The organism is Methylobacterium tarhaniae (assembly GCF_001043955.1).
Taxonomy (GTDB): Bacteria; Pseudomonadota; Alphaproteobacteria; order Rhizobiales; family Beijerinckiaceae; genus Methylobacterium; species Methylobacterium tarhaniae.
Map to the genome: position 1 here is coordinate 137,299 of NZ_LABZ01000025.1, position 15,173 is coordinate 152,471.

A 15,173-nucleotide genomic window follows, 5' to 3' on the forward strand; every position below is an offset into this window, starting at 1 on the left:
GAGGGTTGCATGATTCCGACGGCCCAAGATGCAGCTTCCTCGATCGGCGATCGCGCGCGTCTCGCCATGCCGAATGACGGGAGCAAGGGCGACGGGGTTCGCGCACGCGGGATTCAGGAAAGGCCGACCCGGAGCACCGTCCCCTGCTCCAGGGTCACGAAGGAGGCCCTCACACCGATCTCCATGCTCTCACCGGTCAGCAGCGTCGCCTCCACGCGCTCGGGCGTGATCTTGATCGCCACGGTGCGATCCCTCCAGCGCGTCCGAAACGACAGGGACTGCCATTGCGGCGGCAGGCGCGGGTCGATTTCCAGTCGCTCGCCGGCCAGATTCAGGCCGCCGAAGCCGCGGACCACCGCCTGCCACAATCCGCCGAGTCCGGCGATGCGCACGCCCCCCGCGCTGTTCGGGTCGGGGTCGAGGTCGAGCGACGCCGTCTCGTGCATGTAGCGCAAGGCCATCTCGGCGTGACCCAGGCGCGCCGCGACGAGCGCGTGCATGGCCGCGCTGAGCGAACTGCCATGCGCGCAGCGCGGCTCGTAGTGGCGGAAGTTGGTCTTGGCCGATGAGCCCGGGAATTCCCCGGGCAGGAGCGCGATGAGCGCCACCACGTCCGCCTGCTTGACCACCTGCGAACCCTGCGTCCGCTCGCGGCCGATGACGACGTCGATCGGCAGCGCGTGATCGGCGTAGTCCGCCACGTCGAGCAGGGCGAGGTCGTGGAATCCAGCGAACTGCTCGTAGAGCCCCGATGCGGGGTCGCGCCCGTCGACGATCCGCCCGACCGCCTCCCGCCACTCCGCGAGCTCGTCGTCGTCGAGGGCGAGCGAGGTCCGGAGCGCGGCCGCGGCGTCGGGCCAGCGCGCCTGCAACAGCGCGACGACCTCCAGGCCGCGGGCGATGGTCCAGCGGGCCATCACGTTGGTGAAGGCGTTGTCGTCGACGTCCTCGTGATACTCGTCCGGCCCGATCACGTGCCGGATGTGCCGTCGTCCATCGGCCTCGACCACGGCGCGGGAGACCCAGAACCGGGCCGTCTCGAGCAGGATCTCGGCGCCGGCCTGCCGCAGGAAGGTGTCGTCGCCCGTGGCACGCCAGTAGTGCCAGACCGCGTAGGCGACGTCGGCGCTGATGTGATGCTCCATCTTGCCGGTCAGGATCTCGATGGGCGTGCCGTTCGGACCCAGCACCGATTCGGGCGTGGTCTCGGCACCGGTATCGGCCGATTCCCACGGGTAGAGCGCGCCGCGGCAGCCCATGCGCGCGGCCTTCTCCCGCGCACCCGGGAGGGTATGGAAGCGGTACATCAGCAGCGCCCGCGCGGCTTCCGGCCAGACCGCAGTGTAGAACGGCAGGAGGTAGATCTCGGTATCCCAGAAGACGTGGCCGAAATAGGCGTCGCCCGTGAGGCCGCGCGCGCCGATCGAGACCCGCTCGTCGTCCGGGTTGGCGGCGCTCGTCAGATGGTAGACGGCAAAGCGCAGCGCCCGCTGCAATTCGTCGTCGCCCTCGATGACGACATCGTTCATCGTCCAACGCTCCGCCCACGCGGCCTCGTGCGCCGCCAGCACGGCGCGCCAGCCGAGCGACGTGCTCCGCTCCAAGGCCGCCGCGGCGCGCGGCGCGGGGTCGTCCTCCGGCCGGTCGGCCCGCGTCACCGCGACCAGGCGGGCGAAGACCGCCGCCTGCCCGGTCACCGAGCGCCAGCGCCAGATCCAGCGCAGCGGGAACGGCCGTTCGGCCTCGGCGACGTCGCCGCCGCGCGAGAGCGTGGCGGCGCCCGCCATGCCGACGGCCTTGCCGGTGCCCTCGGTGCGCCAGGCGGCGAGGTCGCGCTCCAGCCGCATCGGCTCCATGCCGAGGCCGGCGAGGCCGAAGCTTGCCTCCAGCCTCACCTCGACACCGTCGCGATCGAGCGCGAAGCGCAGGACCTGCAATCCGGTGGCCCGATCGGCCTGCGAGAGCAGACGGAGCTCCTGGCCGGTGAAGGTCACGCCGCCGGGCATTCGGTGCATCCAGTCGGACAGGAGCAGGCCGCGCCGCAGGTCGAGCGTGCGCGTCCCGTACAGCATCTCGCCGTCGCGTGCGGCCAGCGGCTCGCCGTCGAGGAGGAGGCGCACCCGCGACCAGTCCGCGACCGGCACCAGGGCGGGCACCGGCGGCTCGGTGTTGGGCATGTCGAACAGGCCGGCGACGTAGCAGCGCGGCCAGGAGGCCCAGCGGATGTAGCCGAGCCAGCTCGCCCAGGTCGGCCCCCGGCTCACCGAGCGGGCGGCCCGCATGCCGAGGAACCCGTTTCCGAACGCGAAGCGGGATTCGACGGCGCTCTCCGTCATCACGCTGTAGCCCTCATGCGTGAGGATCCAGTGGAGATCCTGCGTCGGTTGCAGCTCCTTACACATGGATGCTCTCCGAGACGGCGCTGGCCCGCAGAAGGCCGCTGCCCAGCGCAGCCAGATCGAGCTGGTCGAGCGAGGTCACGACGAGATCGGCACCCGCCGCCCGCAGCAGCGCCGCGTCGTCGAGTCGGGCGACGCCTAAGGACGCCATTCCTCCCGCATGCGCGGCCTCGATCCCGGCCGGGGCATCCTCGACGACGACGCACTGATCCGGCGGCACGCCGACCGCATCGGCGGCGAGCAGGAAGAGGGTCGGGTCGGGCTTGCCGCGCGGCACGTCGCGCCCGCTCAGGTCGGCATCGAACAGCGACAGCAGCGTGCCACCGTCCGGAAGGTTCACGCGGGCCAGCATCGCATCCGCGTTCTTCGATGAGGAGGCGAGCGCCAAGCGCAGTCCCGCCTGCTTCATCGCGACCGCGAGGCGGATCGCGTCCGGGAAGGCGACGAAACGGCCCTCTGCGATCAGCTGGTCGATCAGGGCCTGCTTTCTCTCGGCGTAGGCCGCGGCGTGGGCGGTCGCCCCCGCGCCGCCGAGATGCTCCAGCACGGCCCACGCACCTTCCTGGCGCGGCTTGCCGGCCACGTGGCTCTGGTAGAAGGCCGTGGTGAGGCCGGCCGGGTCGGCGAACCCGGCGAGCGCCTCGCGCCACGCCCGCTCGTGCGGTGAGTCCACCAGCACGCCGTCCACATCGAAGATCGCTGCGCGCAGAACCCGAGTCATGGCCGTCGACGCGCCGGGCGCGTCCCTCCCGAAGGCAGGCATCCGGGCGGCTCTGCCGGAAGACCTGCTCAGACTTCGAATCCGGCGCGATCCGGTCTCGATGGATCCTGCGGCGGCAAGAGTTCCGTCTCGCGAGTGCCGTCTCGTGGTCTCGCGCCTTGCCGGCCAGATGTTGCCGCCGGTCGCGTGTGCCGATCGCAGTTGCGCCGTGCAGCTCTGCTCGGCTTCTATTTCTTTCATCATTCACCGGGCCGGTGAAAGATTCGGAGAATGACGCCCGTGGACTGTTCGACTGATCTTTGCGGATCTCAAATCCTCCTCGTCATTCCGGGCTCCGCTGCGCGGCCCCGGAATGACGAGGAGGGTGTCAACACTGTCGGTCGGCTCAAGCAGGCTCTGGGTCTTGTTTGGTCGCAGATTTTTGTCGCAAAACCGGCGACCACTTTTGCGAAATCGGCTTAGAGGTTGTCGCCCTCCGTCGAAGTGCCGGCGCGGGCGACCGCGTTCCGGCCCCAGGTCCAGCCCGCCACCTCGGGCATGTCGTCCCCGTGGCGGCTGATGTATTCCTTGTGGTCGATCAGCTTGTCCCAGATCGCCTGCTTCGCGTAGGCGGCCCGCGTCGCGAGGCCCGGCACGCGGTCGATCACGTCGCTGACGAGGTGGAAGCGGTCGAGATCGTTCATCACGCACATGTCGAACGGCGTGCTGGTGGTGCCCTCTTCCTTGTAGCCCCGCACGTGGAAGTTGGCGTGGCCCTTGCGCCGGTAGGTCAGGCGGTGGATGAGCCAGGGATAGCCGTGGAAGGCGAAGATCACCGGCTTGTCCGTGGTGAACAGGGCATCGAAGTCGCGGTCCGGCAAGCCGTGCGGATGCTCCGTGTCGGGCTGGAGCTTCATCAGGTTGACGACGTTGATGACGCGCACCTTCACGTCCGGCGCGTGCCGGCGCAGGAGGTCGACCGCCGCGAGGGTTTCGAGCGTCGGCACGTCGCCGCAGCAGGCCATCACCACGTCGGGCTCGCCGCCGCGGTCGTTGCTGGCCCAGTCCCAGATGCCGAGCCCCGCCGTGCAGTGCTTCACCGCCTGATCCATGGTCAGCCACTGGGGGGCGGGCTGCTTGCCCGCGATGACGACGTTCACGTAGTTGCGGCTGCGCAGGCAATGGTCGGTCACGGACAGGAGGCAGTTGGCGTCCGGCGGCAGGTAGACCCGGACGACCTCCGCCTTCTTGTTCACGACGTGATCGATGAAGCCGGGATCCTGATGGCTGAACCCGTTATGGTCCTGGCGCCAGACGTGGCTCGACAGCAGGTAGTTCAGCGAACCGATCGGGCGCCGCCAGGGAATGTGATTGCAGACCTTCAGCCATTTGGCGTGCTGGTTGAACATCGAGTCGATGATGTGGATGAACGCCTCGTAGCATGAGAAGAAGCCGTGGCGGCCGGTGAGCAGGTAGCCCTCCAGCCAGCCCTGGCACTGATGCTCGCTCAGCATCTCCATCACCCGGCCGTCGGGGGCGAGGTGGTCGTCCCAAGGGAACGTCTCGGCGACCCAGGCGCGGTTGGTCACCTCGAGCGCGTCCTGCCAGCGGTTCGAGTTGTTCTCGTCGGGGCTGAACAGCCGGAAGTTCCGCGCCTCGGCGTTGAGCGCCATGACGTCGCGCAGGAACAGGCCCATCTGGCGGGTCGATTCCGCCGTGACGGCGCCGGGCGCCGTCACCTCGACCGCGTAATCGCGAAAATCCGGCAGCCGCAGGTCGCGGAGCACCGAGCCGCCATTCGTATGCGGGTTGGCGCTCATGCGGCGTTCGCCCTGCGGGGCGATCTCGGCGAGTTCGGGCCGCAGCCGCCCGGCCTCGTCGAACAGCTCGTCCGGCCGGTAGGAGCGCATCCACTCCTCGAGGATGCGCACGTGGGCCGCGTTGTCGTGCATCGCGCCCATCGGCACCTGGTGCGAGCGCCAGTAATCCTCGGTGCGCTTGCCGTCGACCTCCTTGGGGCAGGTCCAGCCCTTCGGGGTCCGCAGGACGATCATCGGCCAGCGCGGCCGCTCCGTGAACCCGTTCCGGCGCGCATCGGTCCGGATGCGCTGGATGTCGGCGAGCACCGTGTCGAGCGTGGAGGCCATCAGCCGGTGCATCGCGGCCGGGTCGTCGCCCTCGACGAAGTGGGGCGTGTAGCCGTAGCCGCGGAAGAGGCTGTCGAGTTCCTCGTGGCTGATCCGGGCCAGCACCGTGGGGTTGGCGATCTTGTAGCCGTTGAGGTGCAGGATCGGCAGCACCGTCCCGTCGGTTATCGGGTTGAGGAACTTGTTCGAGTGCCAGCTCGTCGCCAGCGGCCCGGTCTCGGCCTCGCCGTCGCCGACCACGCAGGCGACGATCTGATCGGGATTGTCGAAGGCCGCCCCGTAGGCGTGGGAGAGCGCGTAGCCCAGCTCGCCACCCTCGTGCATCGAGCCCGGCGTCTCCGGGGCGACATGGCTCGGCACGCCGCCCGGGAACGAGAACTGCTTGAACAAGCGCTTCATGCCCGCTTCGTCGCGGGAGATGTTCGGGTAGACCTCGCTGTAGGTGCCCTCGAGATAGGCATTGGCGATCAGCCCCGGCCCGCCGTGACCGGGGCCGGTGATGTAGATCATGCTCAGGTCGTGCCGGCGGATCAGCCGGTTCAGATGCACGTAGATGAAGTTCAGCCCCGGCGTGGTCCCCCAGTGGCCGAGCAGGCGCGGCTTGATGTGCTCCTTGCTCAGGCGCTCCTTCAGCAAGGGATTGTCGTAGAGGTAGATCTGTCCGACCGACAGGTAGTTGGCGGCGCGCCAATAGGCGTCCATCAGGCTGAGCTCGGTCGCCGACGCGGCCTCCTTCCGGGAATCCCCTTCCGGCGACCGACCCTCGTGCGCCCGGTCGGACCATCCGCCGGACGGGGCCGCCTTGTGTTCGGCGGTCTTGTGCTCGGCTGTCTTGCGTTCGGCCGTCCTGGCTTCGACGCGGCGCGCCTGCGCGCCGAGGCGCTGAGGGTTTCGGTGAGCGGTCATCGCTTTCGTCTCCGACCGGTGCGACGCGCCGTGGAACGACGCGCCAGCCCATCCCCATCGACGCGGCGCTGTCGCCGCGCCCGGTCAAGCGGGGGCGCGACGGAACCCGTCGCGCCGCAGCGTCGCTCAGTAGGCGCGGCACGTTCCGGTATACGAATCGTAGTAGGCGTAGGGTCCGCAGCCGCCATAGGTCGAGCCGTAATAGCCGGCCGCCGCGGCCCCGGCCGCGAGGCCGACCCCCGCCGCAGCCACCCCGTAGCCGGGGCGGTACCCGTATCCGCCGTAACGATATCCGTAGCCGTAACGGCCGTATCGCCCGTATCCCGCTCCGGGCCGGCCGGCTATCGGGCGCGCCGCGCCCCAGCCCGGTCGTCCGATACCGCCGCGGTAGCCGGCGCCGCGGTACCCGCCAAAGCCGCCGCCCCGGAATCCACCGCCGCGGAATCCGGCCCCGTGGAACCCGCCGCCGCCGCGAAATCCACCGCCGCCGCCGCCGCGGAAGCCGCGGGCCTCCGCCGCAACGCTCGTCAGTATCAGGGCGGCCATAGCCGTCATGCAGAGCATCGAATGCTTCATGGGTATGCCTCCTGTCGCAAGATGTCCTATTGCGCCGGGCAGCACCCGGCGAGACGGTCGTGCCGGAACCGGCGAGACTCGGAATCGAAGACTCGCCGACGGAGTGCCTTCGCCATCATGTTCGGAACTGGTCACGCCGCTTGATCGAAGAGGACACGCAGCAACGAGATCGAGTCTTGTGCGCCGCAGTATCAATATATCGGGTTCGCGGCTTGCTTGATCGGGCGCGTTCGTTGCCTAACAGGCTGTGATCCTGTCACTTTGCTGCGGTATAGGACGAGAGATCGCCGGCTCCGCAGCTGAAAGGACGATCGACTCCGCGCCATGCCAGATGTCCAGTTCCTGGCCGTCGAGCAGAGTGTAGGTGGCGGTGGCACGATCGATGTCGATCCGGATTCTTCGACCGCGGACCTCCAGAGTAAAGCGCAGCCGCGACCATGCATCAGGCAGACAGGGATTGAAGGTGATGCGTCCCTGCGTATCGCGGAGACCGGCGAACCCGTAGATCAGCGCCAACCACGTGCCGCCGATCGCCGCGATATGCGCCCCGTGCATCATGTTTCCGCCGATATCGGACATGTCCATCGCCAAGGCGAAATTGAAGTAGTGGAGTGCCTTCTCCCTCAATCCGATCTCGTTCGAGACGATGCTCTGAATGCAGACGGACAACGAGGAGTCGTGGGTTGTCAAAGGATCGTAGTATTCGAAATTCCGTCGCTTGGCCTCCGGCGTGAACTGATCGTTCAGCAGGAACATGGCCATGACCGTGTCGGCCTGCTTGATCACCTGCGACCGGTAGAGGTTGAGCGGATGGTAGTGCAGAAGAAGCGGGTAATGATCCTCCGGCGTGCCGGCAAAATCCCATTCCTCCAGTTCGAGGAAGCCGTCGTCCTGCGGATGCACCTGTCGCCGCTCGTCGTAGGGGAGGTACATGCGCTCGGCGGCCGTCTCCCAGGCATCGGGCTCATCCGGCGCAAGGCCAGTGCGCCGCGTGAGGCTCTCGAAGCAGTCGGGGTGCTCGCGCGCCAGACGCCGGACCGTCCGGGCCGCGTATCGCATGTTTTCCCGCGCCATCAGGTTCGTGAAGCAATTGTTGTTGACGATCGCCGTATACTCGTCCGGCCCCGTCACGCCGTTGATGCAGAAGGAGCCGCCGAGACGGTCCGAGAAGAAGCCGAGATCGCACCACAGGCGTGCCGTCTCGACCAGGATCTCGGCGCCGTAGAGCCGCAGAAACTCCTCGTCGCCGCTGATCTCGACGTACTTGCGAAGCGCGTAGGCGATGTCGGCGTTGATGTGGTACTGGGCCGTCCCGGCGGCATAATAGGCGGATGCTTCCTCGCCGTTGATCGTCCGCCAGGGGAAGGTGGCCCCGCGATGTCCGAGTTCGCGCGCGCGGGCCCGCGCCTTCTCCAGCATGTCGTAGCGGTATTTGAGCAGGCTGCGCGCGATTCGCGGGTTCGTGTAGACCAGGAACGGCAGGACGTAGATCTCCGTGTCCCAGAAATAGTGACCCTCGTAGGTCCGCCCGGTCAGGCCGCGGGCCGGGATGCCGTGCCCCTCCGCCCGCTCGGAGGCCTGCATCAGCTGGAACAGGTTCCAGCGGATCGCCTGCTGCGTCCGCGGGCTCGCGCCTTCCACCATCACGTCGGCCCGTGCCCAGAAGCGCTCGACGTCCTGCCGATGCTGCGCGACGATCGATGCGAAGCCGGTCTCGACGGCACGGTCGAGCGTCCAGCCCGTCAAGGCGTGGATCTGCTCGGGCGTCGCGGCATCCGAGTAGTGGTAGCTCAAGTACTTGTGAATGCGGATCGTCTGACCGGCCGTGAGACGGCCCCTGACGACGACCGTGGCGAGGTCGTCGTCGCATGCGGCGTGCGGGGTGAAGGAGCCGTCGGCCGCGACGACATGGTCCATGCCGCAGCCGAGCACCAACCCCGAACTCCGGGTCCGGTAGCTCAGCACCGCGCGCAGAGCCTCGGATCGCGTCCCGGCCGGATGCAGGACCCGTCCGACGAAGCCCTCCGCCAGGCGGGGGTCCGCCGTGTCGGTCAGGAGCGGCTGTTCGTTCCGGAGTTCGGAGGAGATCGCCACCTCCGCCTCGGCATCCTCCGCCGTCAGCTCGTACGCGATCGCCGCGAGGTGGCGGTGTGACAGCGATACGAGGCGGAGCGTGCGCAGGCGCAGGCGCTTGCCCGCCGGGGTCAGCCAGCGCACGTCGCGACTCAGGATTCCGCTCCTGAAATCGAGGGTTCGCCGGAACGACAGGATCTCCGCCTCCGGCACGACGAACGGCTCGTCATCGACGTAGAGCTTCAGGACCGTCCCGTTGGGGCAGTTGAGGATGCTCTGGCCCACCGTGGGAAAGCCGTAGGCGTGCTCGCCGTAGGCGATCGGCCGGTGCTCGTAGAAGCCGTTGAGATAGGTCCCGGCTTCGCGGACGGGTAGGCCCTCTTCGACGACCCCGCGCAGACCGAGGTAGCCGTTCGACAGGGCAAACATCGTCTCCGCCTGCCCGGTGAGTTCCCGCGCCAGCTTGGCATCGTAGCGGATCGCCTCGAGCGCCCAAGGATTTGCGGGAAAGATGTCTTCGGGCGGAATCAGGCGAGGGCGCAGCATGGTTGTCCCTCCGAGCGCCTTCAGGCGCGGCCGTCTTGCCTGGTTCCGGGATCGATGCTTCTGCCTCGATTGTAGCCGCATCGACGTGTCGGACTTGACTGATCGGGACAGCTGAACAGCGGATCCTTGCTGCCGGCCCGGGTGAGCAGGTAGCCGTTCTCGGACGCGCGGCAGGTGTCGTCGCACCTCGCGTCGAGATCGGCCCCGGCATCCTGCGCTTCGGTAATCGCCCCGGCCCGCGCATCCATGGTCCAGATGTGGTCGGGAATGCCGGCGGTCCTGGCGACCTTCCGCCACTCGCGCTGAAAGGCGTCGCCGGCATAGGGCCGGCCCTGCCGCTCATCGACGACCAGCGGACGGAGCCGATCGACGCCGCGCCTCGGAGGCCCGAGGCCGAGGCGCGGCAACCGGAGCGGTCCCCTAATGCTGGCTCTGTCCGACGGCCAGGATCGTGACACCCAGGGCGACGACCCCGATACCGACCAGCAGGGTCGTATTGAGAGGCTCTCCATACAGCCAGGCCCCGCCGAGCGCGGCGCCCACCATCCCGACGCCGGCCCAGATCGCGTAGACGACGCCGATCGGCAGCATGTGCATGCTGGTCGACATCAGCCACAGGGCCGTGCCGTAGCCGAGGGCGACGATCACGGTCGGAATCGGTCGCGTGAGACCATCCGCGGCCTTGAGGGCGAGGGTCGCCGTCACCTCGGCGCTGATCGCGAGGCCGAGGATGAGGAATGCGTTCATGACAACCGATACTTCCCAGCCAAGAGGGGACGCCCGGCCAGGGCGTCCGCCCGCAGAGGTTCTCCCGCGCAAGTCGTGAACGTTTTCGGCGCGGCAGGCCGGCACCGGATGCCCGGTCCACAGTTTTCGGCCGGCGCCCCGGAGGCCAGGCATCGATGGCACGTCGGTCCGCCGCCGGTCGGTCCCGCCTCGCGTCAAGACAATCTTCAGGGTCGGGAGCGACATCACTTCAGCATGTCCGCGTCGCCCGCCATGCCCGAGCCTTCGATCCGCAAGAGCCCCGCCCGCCGGTGGATCACGCACACCGCGATCGGCGCCGTGCTGGCGGCGGGCGGCGCCTGGGCCGCCACCAGGATGATCGGCGTTCCCGATCCCGTCACCCTCGCGGCTTTGGCGGTCGTCGAGCCGTCGGCGGTCAGCACGTGGTTCCCGAGCCGCGCCGTGCCGGCTCCGAGCCAGGCCCGTGCCCTGCCGGTCACGCCGCGCCCGATCCTCGACCGCGTCGAGTGGAAAGGGCAGGGGGTGCCGCTCGCCACGATGCTGGCGGCGACGCACACCAACGCCTTCCTGGTGGTGCAGGACGGCGTGCTGATCCACGAGTGGTATCGTCCCGGGACCGGACCGGCGACGCTGTTCCCGTCATGGTCGGTGGCGAAGTCCGTCGTCTCGCTTCTGGCCGGGACGGCCATGGCGCGTGGCAAGCTCGCCGAGACCGACCGGGTCTCGGACCTCCTGCCCGAGCTGCGTTCGGCGGCGGTCTTCGGGAAGATCACCGTGCGCGACCTCCTCGACATGGCGAGCGGGCTCGCCGTTCCGGAGAACTACGATCCGCTCCATCCGCTCACGGGCACGGCCGGGATGTACCTGACCCGGGACGTCGCGGCCTTCGTGAAGGATCACGCGCAACTCGCGTTCAAGCCGGGCAGCAAGGGCCGCTACCGCAGCATCGACACCGAGGTGCTCGGCCTGATCCTGGCCCGGGTCGAGGGCAAGCCCCTGGCGGATCTGCTCTCGGACCGGATCTGGAAGCCGATGGGCGCCGAGGCTGGCGCGACCTGGAACCTCGACCGGCCCGGCGGCCTCGAGAAGGCGTTCTGCTGCATCAACGCGACGGCGCGGGACTTCGCCCGCTTCGGGCTCCTCGTGGCCGATCAGGGGCGCGCCGGCGGCACGAGGATCATCCCCGCCCGCTGGATCGAGCGGATCGGGACGCCGGCCCGCCGCGCCGTGGATGGCTGGCACTATTCCGCCCAGTGGTGGCACGCGCCCGGTGGGGATGACGGCGACATCTCGGCGATCGGCGTCTACGGGCAGTACGTCTACGTCAATCGCCAGACGGGCACGGTCATCGTGAAGCTCAGCGATCACGGTGCCGAGCAGGACGAGACCGACACCCTTGCGGTGATGCAGGCCATCGCGGCCGATCTCGAAGCCGGGCGCCCTTGAGCCGATCGCGGCACCGGGGGCGGGGGCCGCCCGAGCGCCGTCCCGCCTCGAGGACGGCACCCGGGACGGCGGGAGCCTTTCCCTCCGTCCCTCACGCCTCGGTCGGTCCCGTGCTCGGCGCGGGCCGGCGCCGCACGAGCCGGTAGAGATCGGTCATCGGCCCGCCCTGCAGGTTGCGGACGAAGCGGCGCCCGACCCCCTTCCAGGCGATGCCGGGCACCGGCGAGACGGGATCCAGAAGCGCGCTCAGGGCGCGGCTGTAGTCCAGGACCAGGCCCGGCGTCCACGTCATCCCGGCGGCACCGTTCCGCAGCAGCGCCGCGGCCCAGTATTCCGGCGTGGTGAGCGCCCTGGCGAGGCGCCGCCAGGGCGTCCCGGTGCGCGCGAAGGCCCCCTCCGCCGCCGCATCGAGCGCGCTGGCCACCGTGGTCGAGCAATTGCGGCTGATAAAGTTGTACGTGGCGTCGCGGCGATAGGCGTCCCAGAACGCCCGGAGCCCGGCGGCGTCGATGCCGTTGAGCGTGACGGTGACCGTGGCATCGCACCAATCCGCGGCCTCCTCGGCGTAGGAGGGAAGGAACCGTCCCGGCACGTCGTTCTCCGGGCCGGCCCGCAAGCTGGAGCGCAGGTTCGCGGTCGAACGGTCGAGTTCCACGGCGGGATAGTGGCTGATGTAGAGGTCCGTGCCCTGCGCGAGGGCGGCATGCCCGGTGGAGATGGTCCCGCGCGCGTTCACGGCGGCGATGTAGCGTCGGATCAGCCGCTGCCGGGCCGGCGTCGTGGCATGCCCGGTCGGGGTCCAGACGTAGACGGTCAGGCTGTCGGATTCCGGTGAGGCGGTCGCCGGGACCGGCCCCGTCGCCGGATGCGCCGTGGCCATCCGCTTCGCGCGCCGGCCGGCCAGCGCGAACCGCGCGCCGTTGAGGATCAGGAACATGCCCAGGCAGTATCCCAGCGTGCCGGCGTACCAGGTCGGCCAGGGCTGCAGGTGGAAGAGGCCGAACGCGACGCCCAGGCCCCCGAGGGCGACCGAACTCCGCCACCCGGAGAACTTGAGCAGGCTCGCGATGACGATCCGGGCAGCGCCGTCGACCAGGAAGGCCGTGCCGAAGATCATCGCGAGCAGGAAGGTGCTGTGGCGCGTGGCCGCCACGATCAGGACGGCCAGCACCAGCAGCGCCCCGCCCTTGAGGAGGCGCAGCCTGCGCGCGGCGCCGAGGGCGGTCACCCCGGCGACGAGCGACGCCGCGCCCTCCGCCAGGAGCAGGAGGCCGAACCAGCGGTCCGGGATGTGGACCGCCCCGTCGAGGGAGTCGATCACGATCAGGACGCCGAGCGCCGCGGAGACGAGGCCCGCGACGAGGAACAGAGGCGCGCGCCGGCCCACCTCGGCCCTGCCGACGAGCAGCAGCCAGAGGGACGTGTTCCGCGCGCCGCCGCTCATCCCGCGGGGCGTGGAGACGGCCCTTCCGGAGAGGGGAGGGCCCGGCAGGGACGGCGGCGATTCGGACATGACCGGGCGTCTTCGATCGGAGGCGGAGCGGTGCGCACGATTCACCACTTGCGTGATGACTTTGTTAACGGAATCCGCTCGTTCCCCTGCGGCAGAACTCCGGGGAGGGGACCGCTGCGGGAATCCGCCTGCATAATCCGGTGATCGCGACAATTGTCGCGGTCGGGTACGGCTCTCGTTGGTGCGCCGACGGGATGCTGGCGCGGTGTGAGGAACGAGGCATCCCGGCCCATGGCACCGCCATCCACCGACATCGGCAGCCGCCGCGCGCGGGGTGGCGGCCTCTCGCCCCTCCGCGGGCCGGCCCCCGAGGGCGATCTCGATGATCGGACCGCGATCGGGCTCGATCCCCTGCCTCCTTGCCGCTGATCGCCATCGAAGTGGAACCACCCATGTCGGAATTCGCCGGACCCGGCCCGCAGCATCCGAACCGGATCATTTTCGTGACCACCGTGGTCGTCGCTGTCTCGACCTGGCTCGTGACCGGAAACGTCCTCTACTTCATGCTGGCTCTCGTCGGCTGCGCCGCCTTGCTTTGCGCGGGCTACGCGCTGATCAGGCGCCGTCTCGGCTGGAAGCCGCTCGACGCCGATTACCTGTTCCATCTCATCGGCGTGCTGCATCCCTGAGCCGTTCGGCTCCGGCCCTCGGCTCTGATCTTCCGCCCCCGTGCGACTGCCGTCGCGTCGCGCAACACGGCACCCGGGCTGTCGGCTTCCAATGCCGATAGCGGTTCTATAAAGACAAGAAAAACGAGTCGAAGAGTTTTTGCATTGCTATAAGATACATGCTTTCTGATGTTTTGCAGCGAACAACGTCATGATTTTGCACATGCCGGCATCCGGATCCGAGCGCCGCGACGCGCAGGTTTAAGCATTTATTAACCATATTGTTGGAATTCGAGCACGCGAGTTTCGCGAGCGTGTCCAGCTGCCGCACAGCCACGCGTTCGCCCCCCGCCTCGTCCGCTCGGTGCAAGATCGGCTCGTCCGGACGACGTCCCCCACGCCAAGGAACGTCCCCGATGTCGCCCGCCCACGCCTCGCCCGCTGCGAACCGACCCGGCACGATGCGGCGCCGGCGCGCCCTCTCGCTCCTGACCGGTGTCAGCGGCGTGGCGCTGACGATGGGCACGGGGCTGTCGGACGCGGCTGCGGCGGAGCGGCCGGTTCCGGTCGTGGTGCGCGGCGAGAACGGCCAAAAGGCCGACGATTTCTTGATCAACCTCAACGGATGGCTCGGCCACGACGGCACGCCGGGCAAGGATGGCGGCAGTCTCAGCCTGATCGACCTCGACCCGCGGGCCGCGGCGGCGAATCCCGCCGCGTCGATCGCGGCCGGCTCGGTCGGCGGGACGGGCGGCGCCGGGTACGAGCGGGGATGGAACTGGCGTGCCGGGAGCGTCGGCGGGCGCGGCGGCTCGGTCTTCGTGACGCTGGCCGAGACCGTGACGGGAGCGGGCGACCAGCCGGCACAGCTGCCCCGGTTCTGGGTCTATTCCCGCGGCGGCACCGGCGGCGACGGGCAGATGACGCCGGGCGGCGGCGGCGATGCCGGATCCGCCGGCCTGATCCTGTCGTCGCGGGTATCCACGCAGGGCACCGCGTTCCAGGGCGTCCGCGTCACCTCCGCCGGCGGCGATGCCGGCCACGGAGGCCGCAGCGACACCGACGAGTTGGAGCGCCGGCGCGGCGGCCTCGGCGGCGAGGCCTCGCTGCGGCTGACGCGGACCGGGGAGGTCGAGACCGGCGGCGACCGGGCGACCGGTCTGGTCGTCGAGTCCCTCGGGGGCGCGGGCTCGCGCAAGGGGAACGACGCCTATAACGGCCACTACGCCACGCCGGGCGGGCCCGGGGGCAGGGTCAGCCTGGACAATGCCGGCCGGATCGCCACCCGCGGCGACTTCGCCCTCGGGGCGCTGGTCCAGAGCGTCGGCGGCAATGGCGGCATCCAGGACACGACGGGCGGCGGCTATCCGGGCGCAAGGGGCGGGAATGGCGGTTCCGTCGACGTGTCCAACGACGGCAGCGTGAGCACGACCGGCGCCTACAGGCCTCGGGAGCGCGGCGCAGTCGGGCGGCGGGCCGGGCGGGAAAGGGCGGCGGCAAGGCCTTCGGCAC

Annotated in this window: 9 protein-coding genes and 2 pseudogenes; 3 read left to right on the forward strand and 8 right to left on the reverse strand. The window is 69.4% G+C overall.

The annotated features are described in order from the left end of the window. Positions 1-113: 113 nt before the first annotated feature. The 7 genes and pseudogenes from VQ03_RS04740 to VQ03_RS04770 all read right to left on the reverse strand — a co-directional run bounded on the left by VQ03_RS04740 (position 114) and on the right by VQ03_RS04770 (position 10,094). Positions 114-2,402: a glycoside hydrolase family 65 protein gene (locus VQ03_RS04740; protein WP_048449698.1), complete on the reverse strand. Its 2,289-nt coding sequence runs from the start codon at positions 2,400-2,402 to the stop codon at positions 114-116. Then, complete coding sequence (locus VQ03_RS04745; protein ID WP_245291966.1) at positions 2,395-3,162, reverse strand: HAD family hydrolase; 768 nt, start codon at positions 3,160-3,162, stop codon at positions 2,395-2,397. Before VQ03_RS04745 ends, VQ03_RS04740 begins: the two co-directional genes overlap by 8 nt. 416 nt (positions 3,163-3,578) lie before the next feature. Next, a pseudogene (locus VQ03_RS04750) lies at positions 3,579-5,981 on the reverse strand (phosphoketolase family protein); the annotation flags it as partial. A gap of 297 nt (positions 5,982-6,278) precedes the next feature. Beyond that, a complete protein-coding gene (locus VQ03_RS04755) occupies positions 6,279-6,728 on the reverse strand; it encodes a hypothetical protein (protein ID WP_048449700.1) in 450 nt (149 codons plus the stop codon). A 237-nt stretch (positions 6,729-6,965) separates the two neighbouring features. Further along, positions 6,966-9,347 carry a glycoside hydrolase family 65 protein gene (locus VQ03_RS04760; RefSeq protein ID WP_048449701.1) on the reverse strand — a complete coding sequence of 794 codons (2,382 nt, stop codon included), beginning with the start codon at positions 9,345-9,347 and terminating at the stop codon, positions 6,966-6,968. A 20-nt stretch (positions 9,348-9,367) separates the two neighbouring features. Beyond that, positions 9,368-9,754, reverse strand: a complete 387-nt coding sequence (locus tag VQ03_RS34480) for a hypothetical protein (protein ID WP_048449702.1) — start codon at positions 9,752-9,754, stop codon at positions 9,368-9,370. A 13-nt stretch (positions 9,755-9,767) separates the two neighbouring features. Then, complete coding sequence (locus tag VQ03_RS04770; RefSeq protein WP_048449703.1) at positions 9,768-10,094, reverse strand: DMT family transporter; 327 nt, start codon at positions 10,092-10,094, stop codon at positions 9,768-9,770. A gap of 234 nt (positions 10,095-10,328) precedes the next feature. Between VQ03_RS04770 and VQ03_RS04775 the strand changes: the two genes are divergently transcribed. Further along, entirely contained in the window at positions 10,329-11,540 is a 1,212-nt protein-coding gene (locus VQ03_RS04775) for a serine hydrolase domain-containing protein (protein WP_048449704.1), read from the forward strand. Between the two features lie 91 nt (positions 11,541-11,631). Here the strand turns inward: VQ03_RS04775 and VQ03_RS04780 are convergent, their stop codons facing one another. Further along, positions 11,632-13,053, reverse strand: a complete 1,422-nt coding sequence (locus VQ03_RS04780) for a lipoprotein N-acyltransferase Lnb domain-containing protein (protein ID WP_048449705.1) — start codon at positions 13,051-13,053, stop codon at positions 11,632-11,634. Positions 13,054-13,412: 359 nt separating this feature from the next. Between VQ03_RS04780 and VQ03_RS04785 the strand changes: the two genes are divergently transcribed. Together VQ03_RS04785 and VQ03_RS04790 are read left to right on the forward strand one after the other, a co-directional pair. Next, positions 13,413-13,682, forward strand: a complete 270-nt coding sequence (locus tag VQ03_RS04785) for a hypothetical protein (RefSeq protein WP_245291967.1) — start codon at positions 13,413-13,415, stop codon at positions 13,680-13,682. A 395-nt stretch (positions 13,683-14,077) separates the two neighbouring features. Beyond that, positions 14,078-15,173 (forward strand): annotated as a pseudogene (locus VQ03_RS04790) (hypothetical protein); the annotation flags it as partial.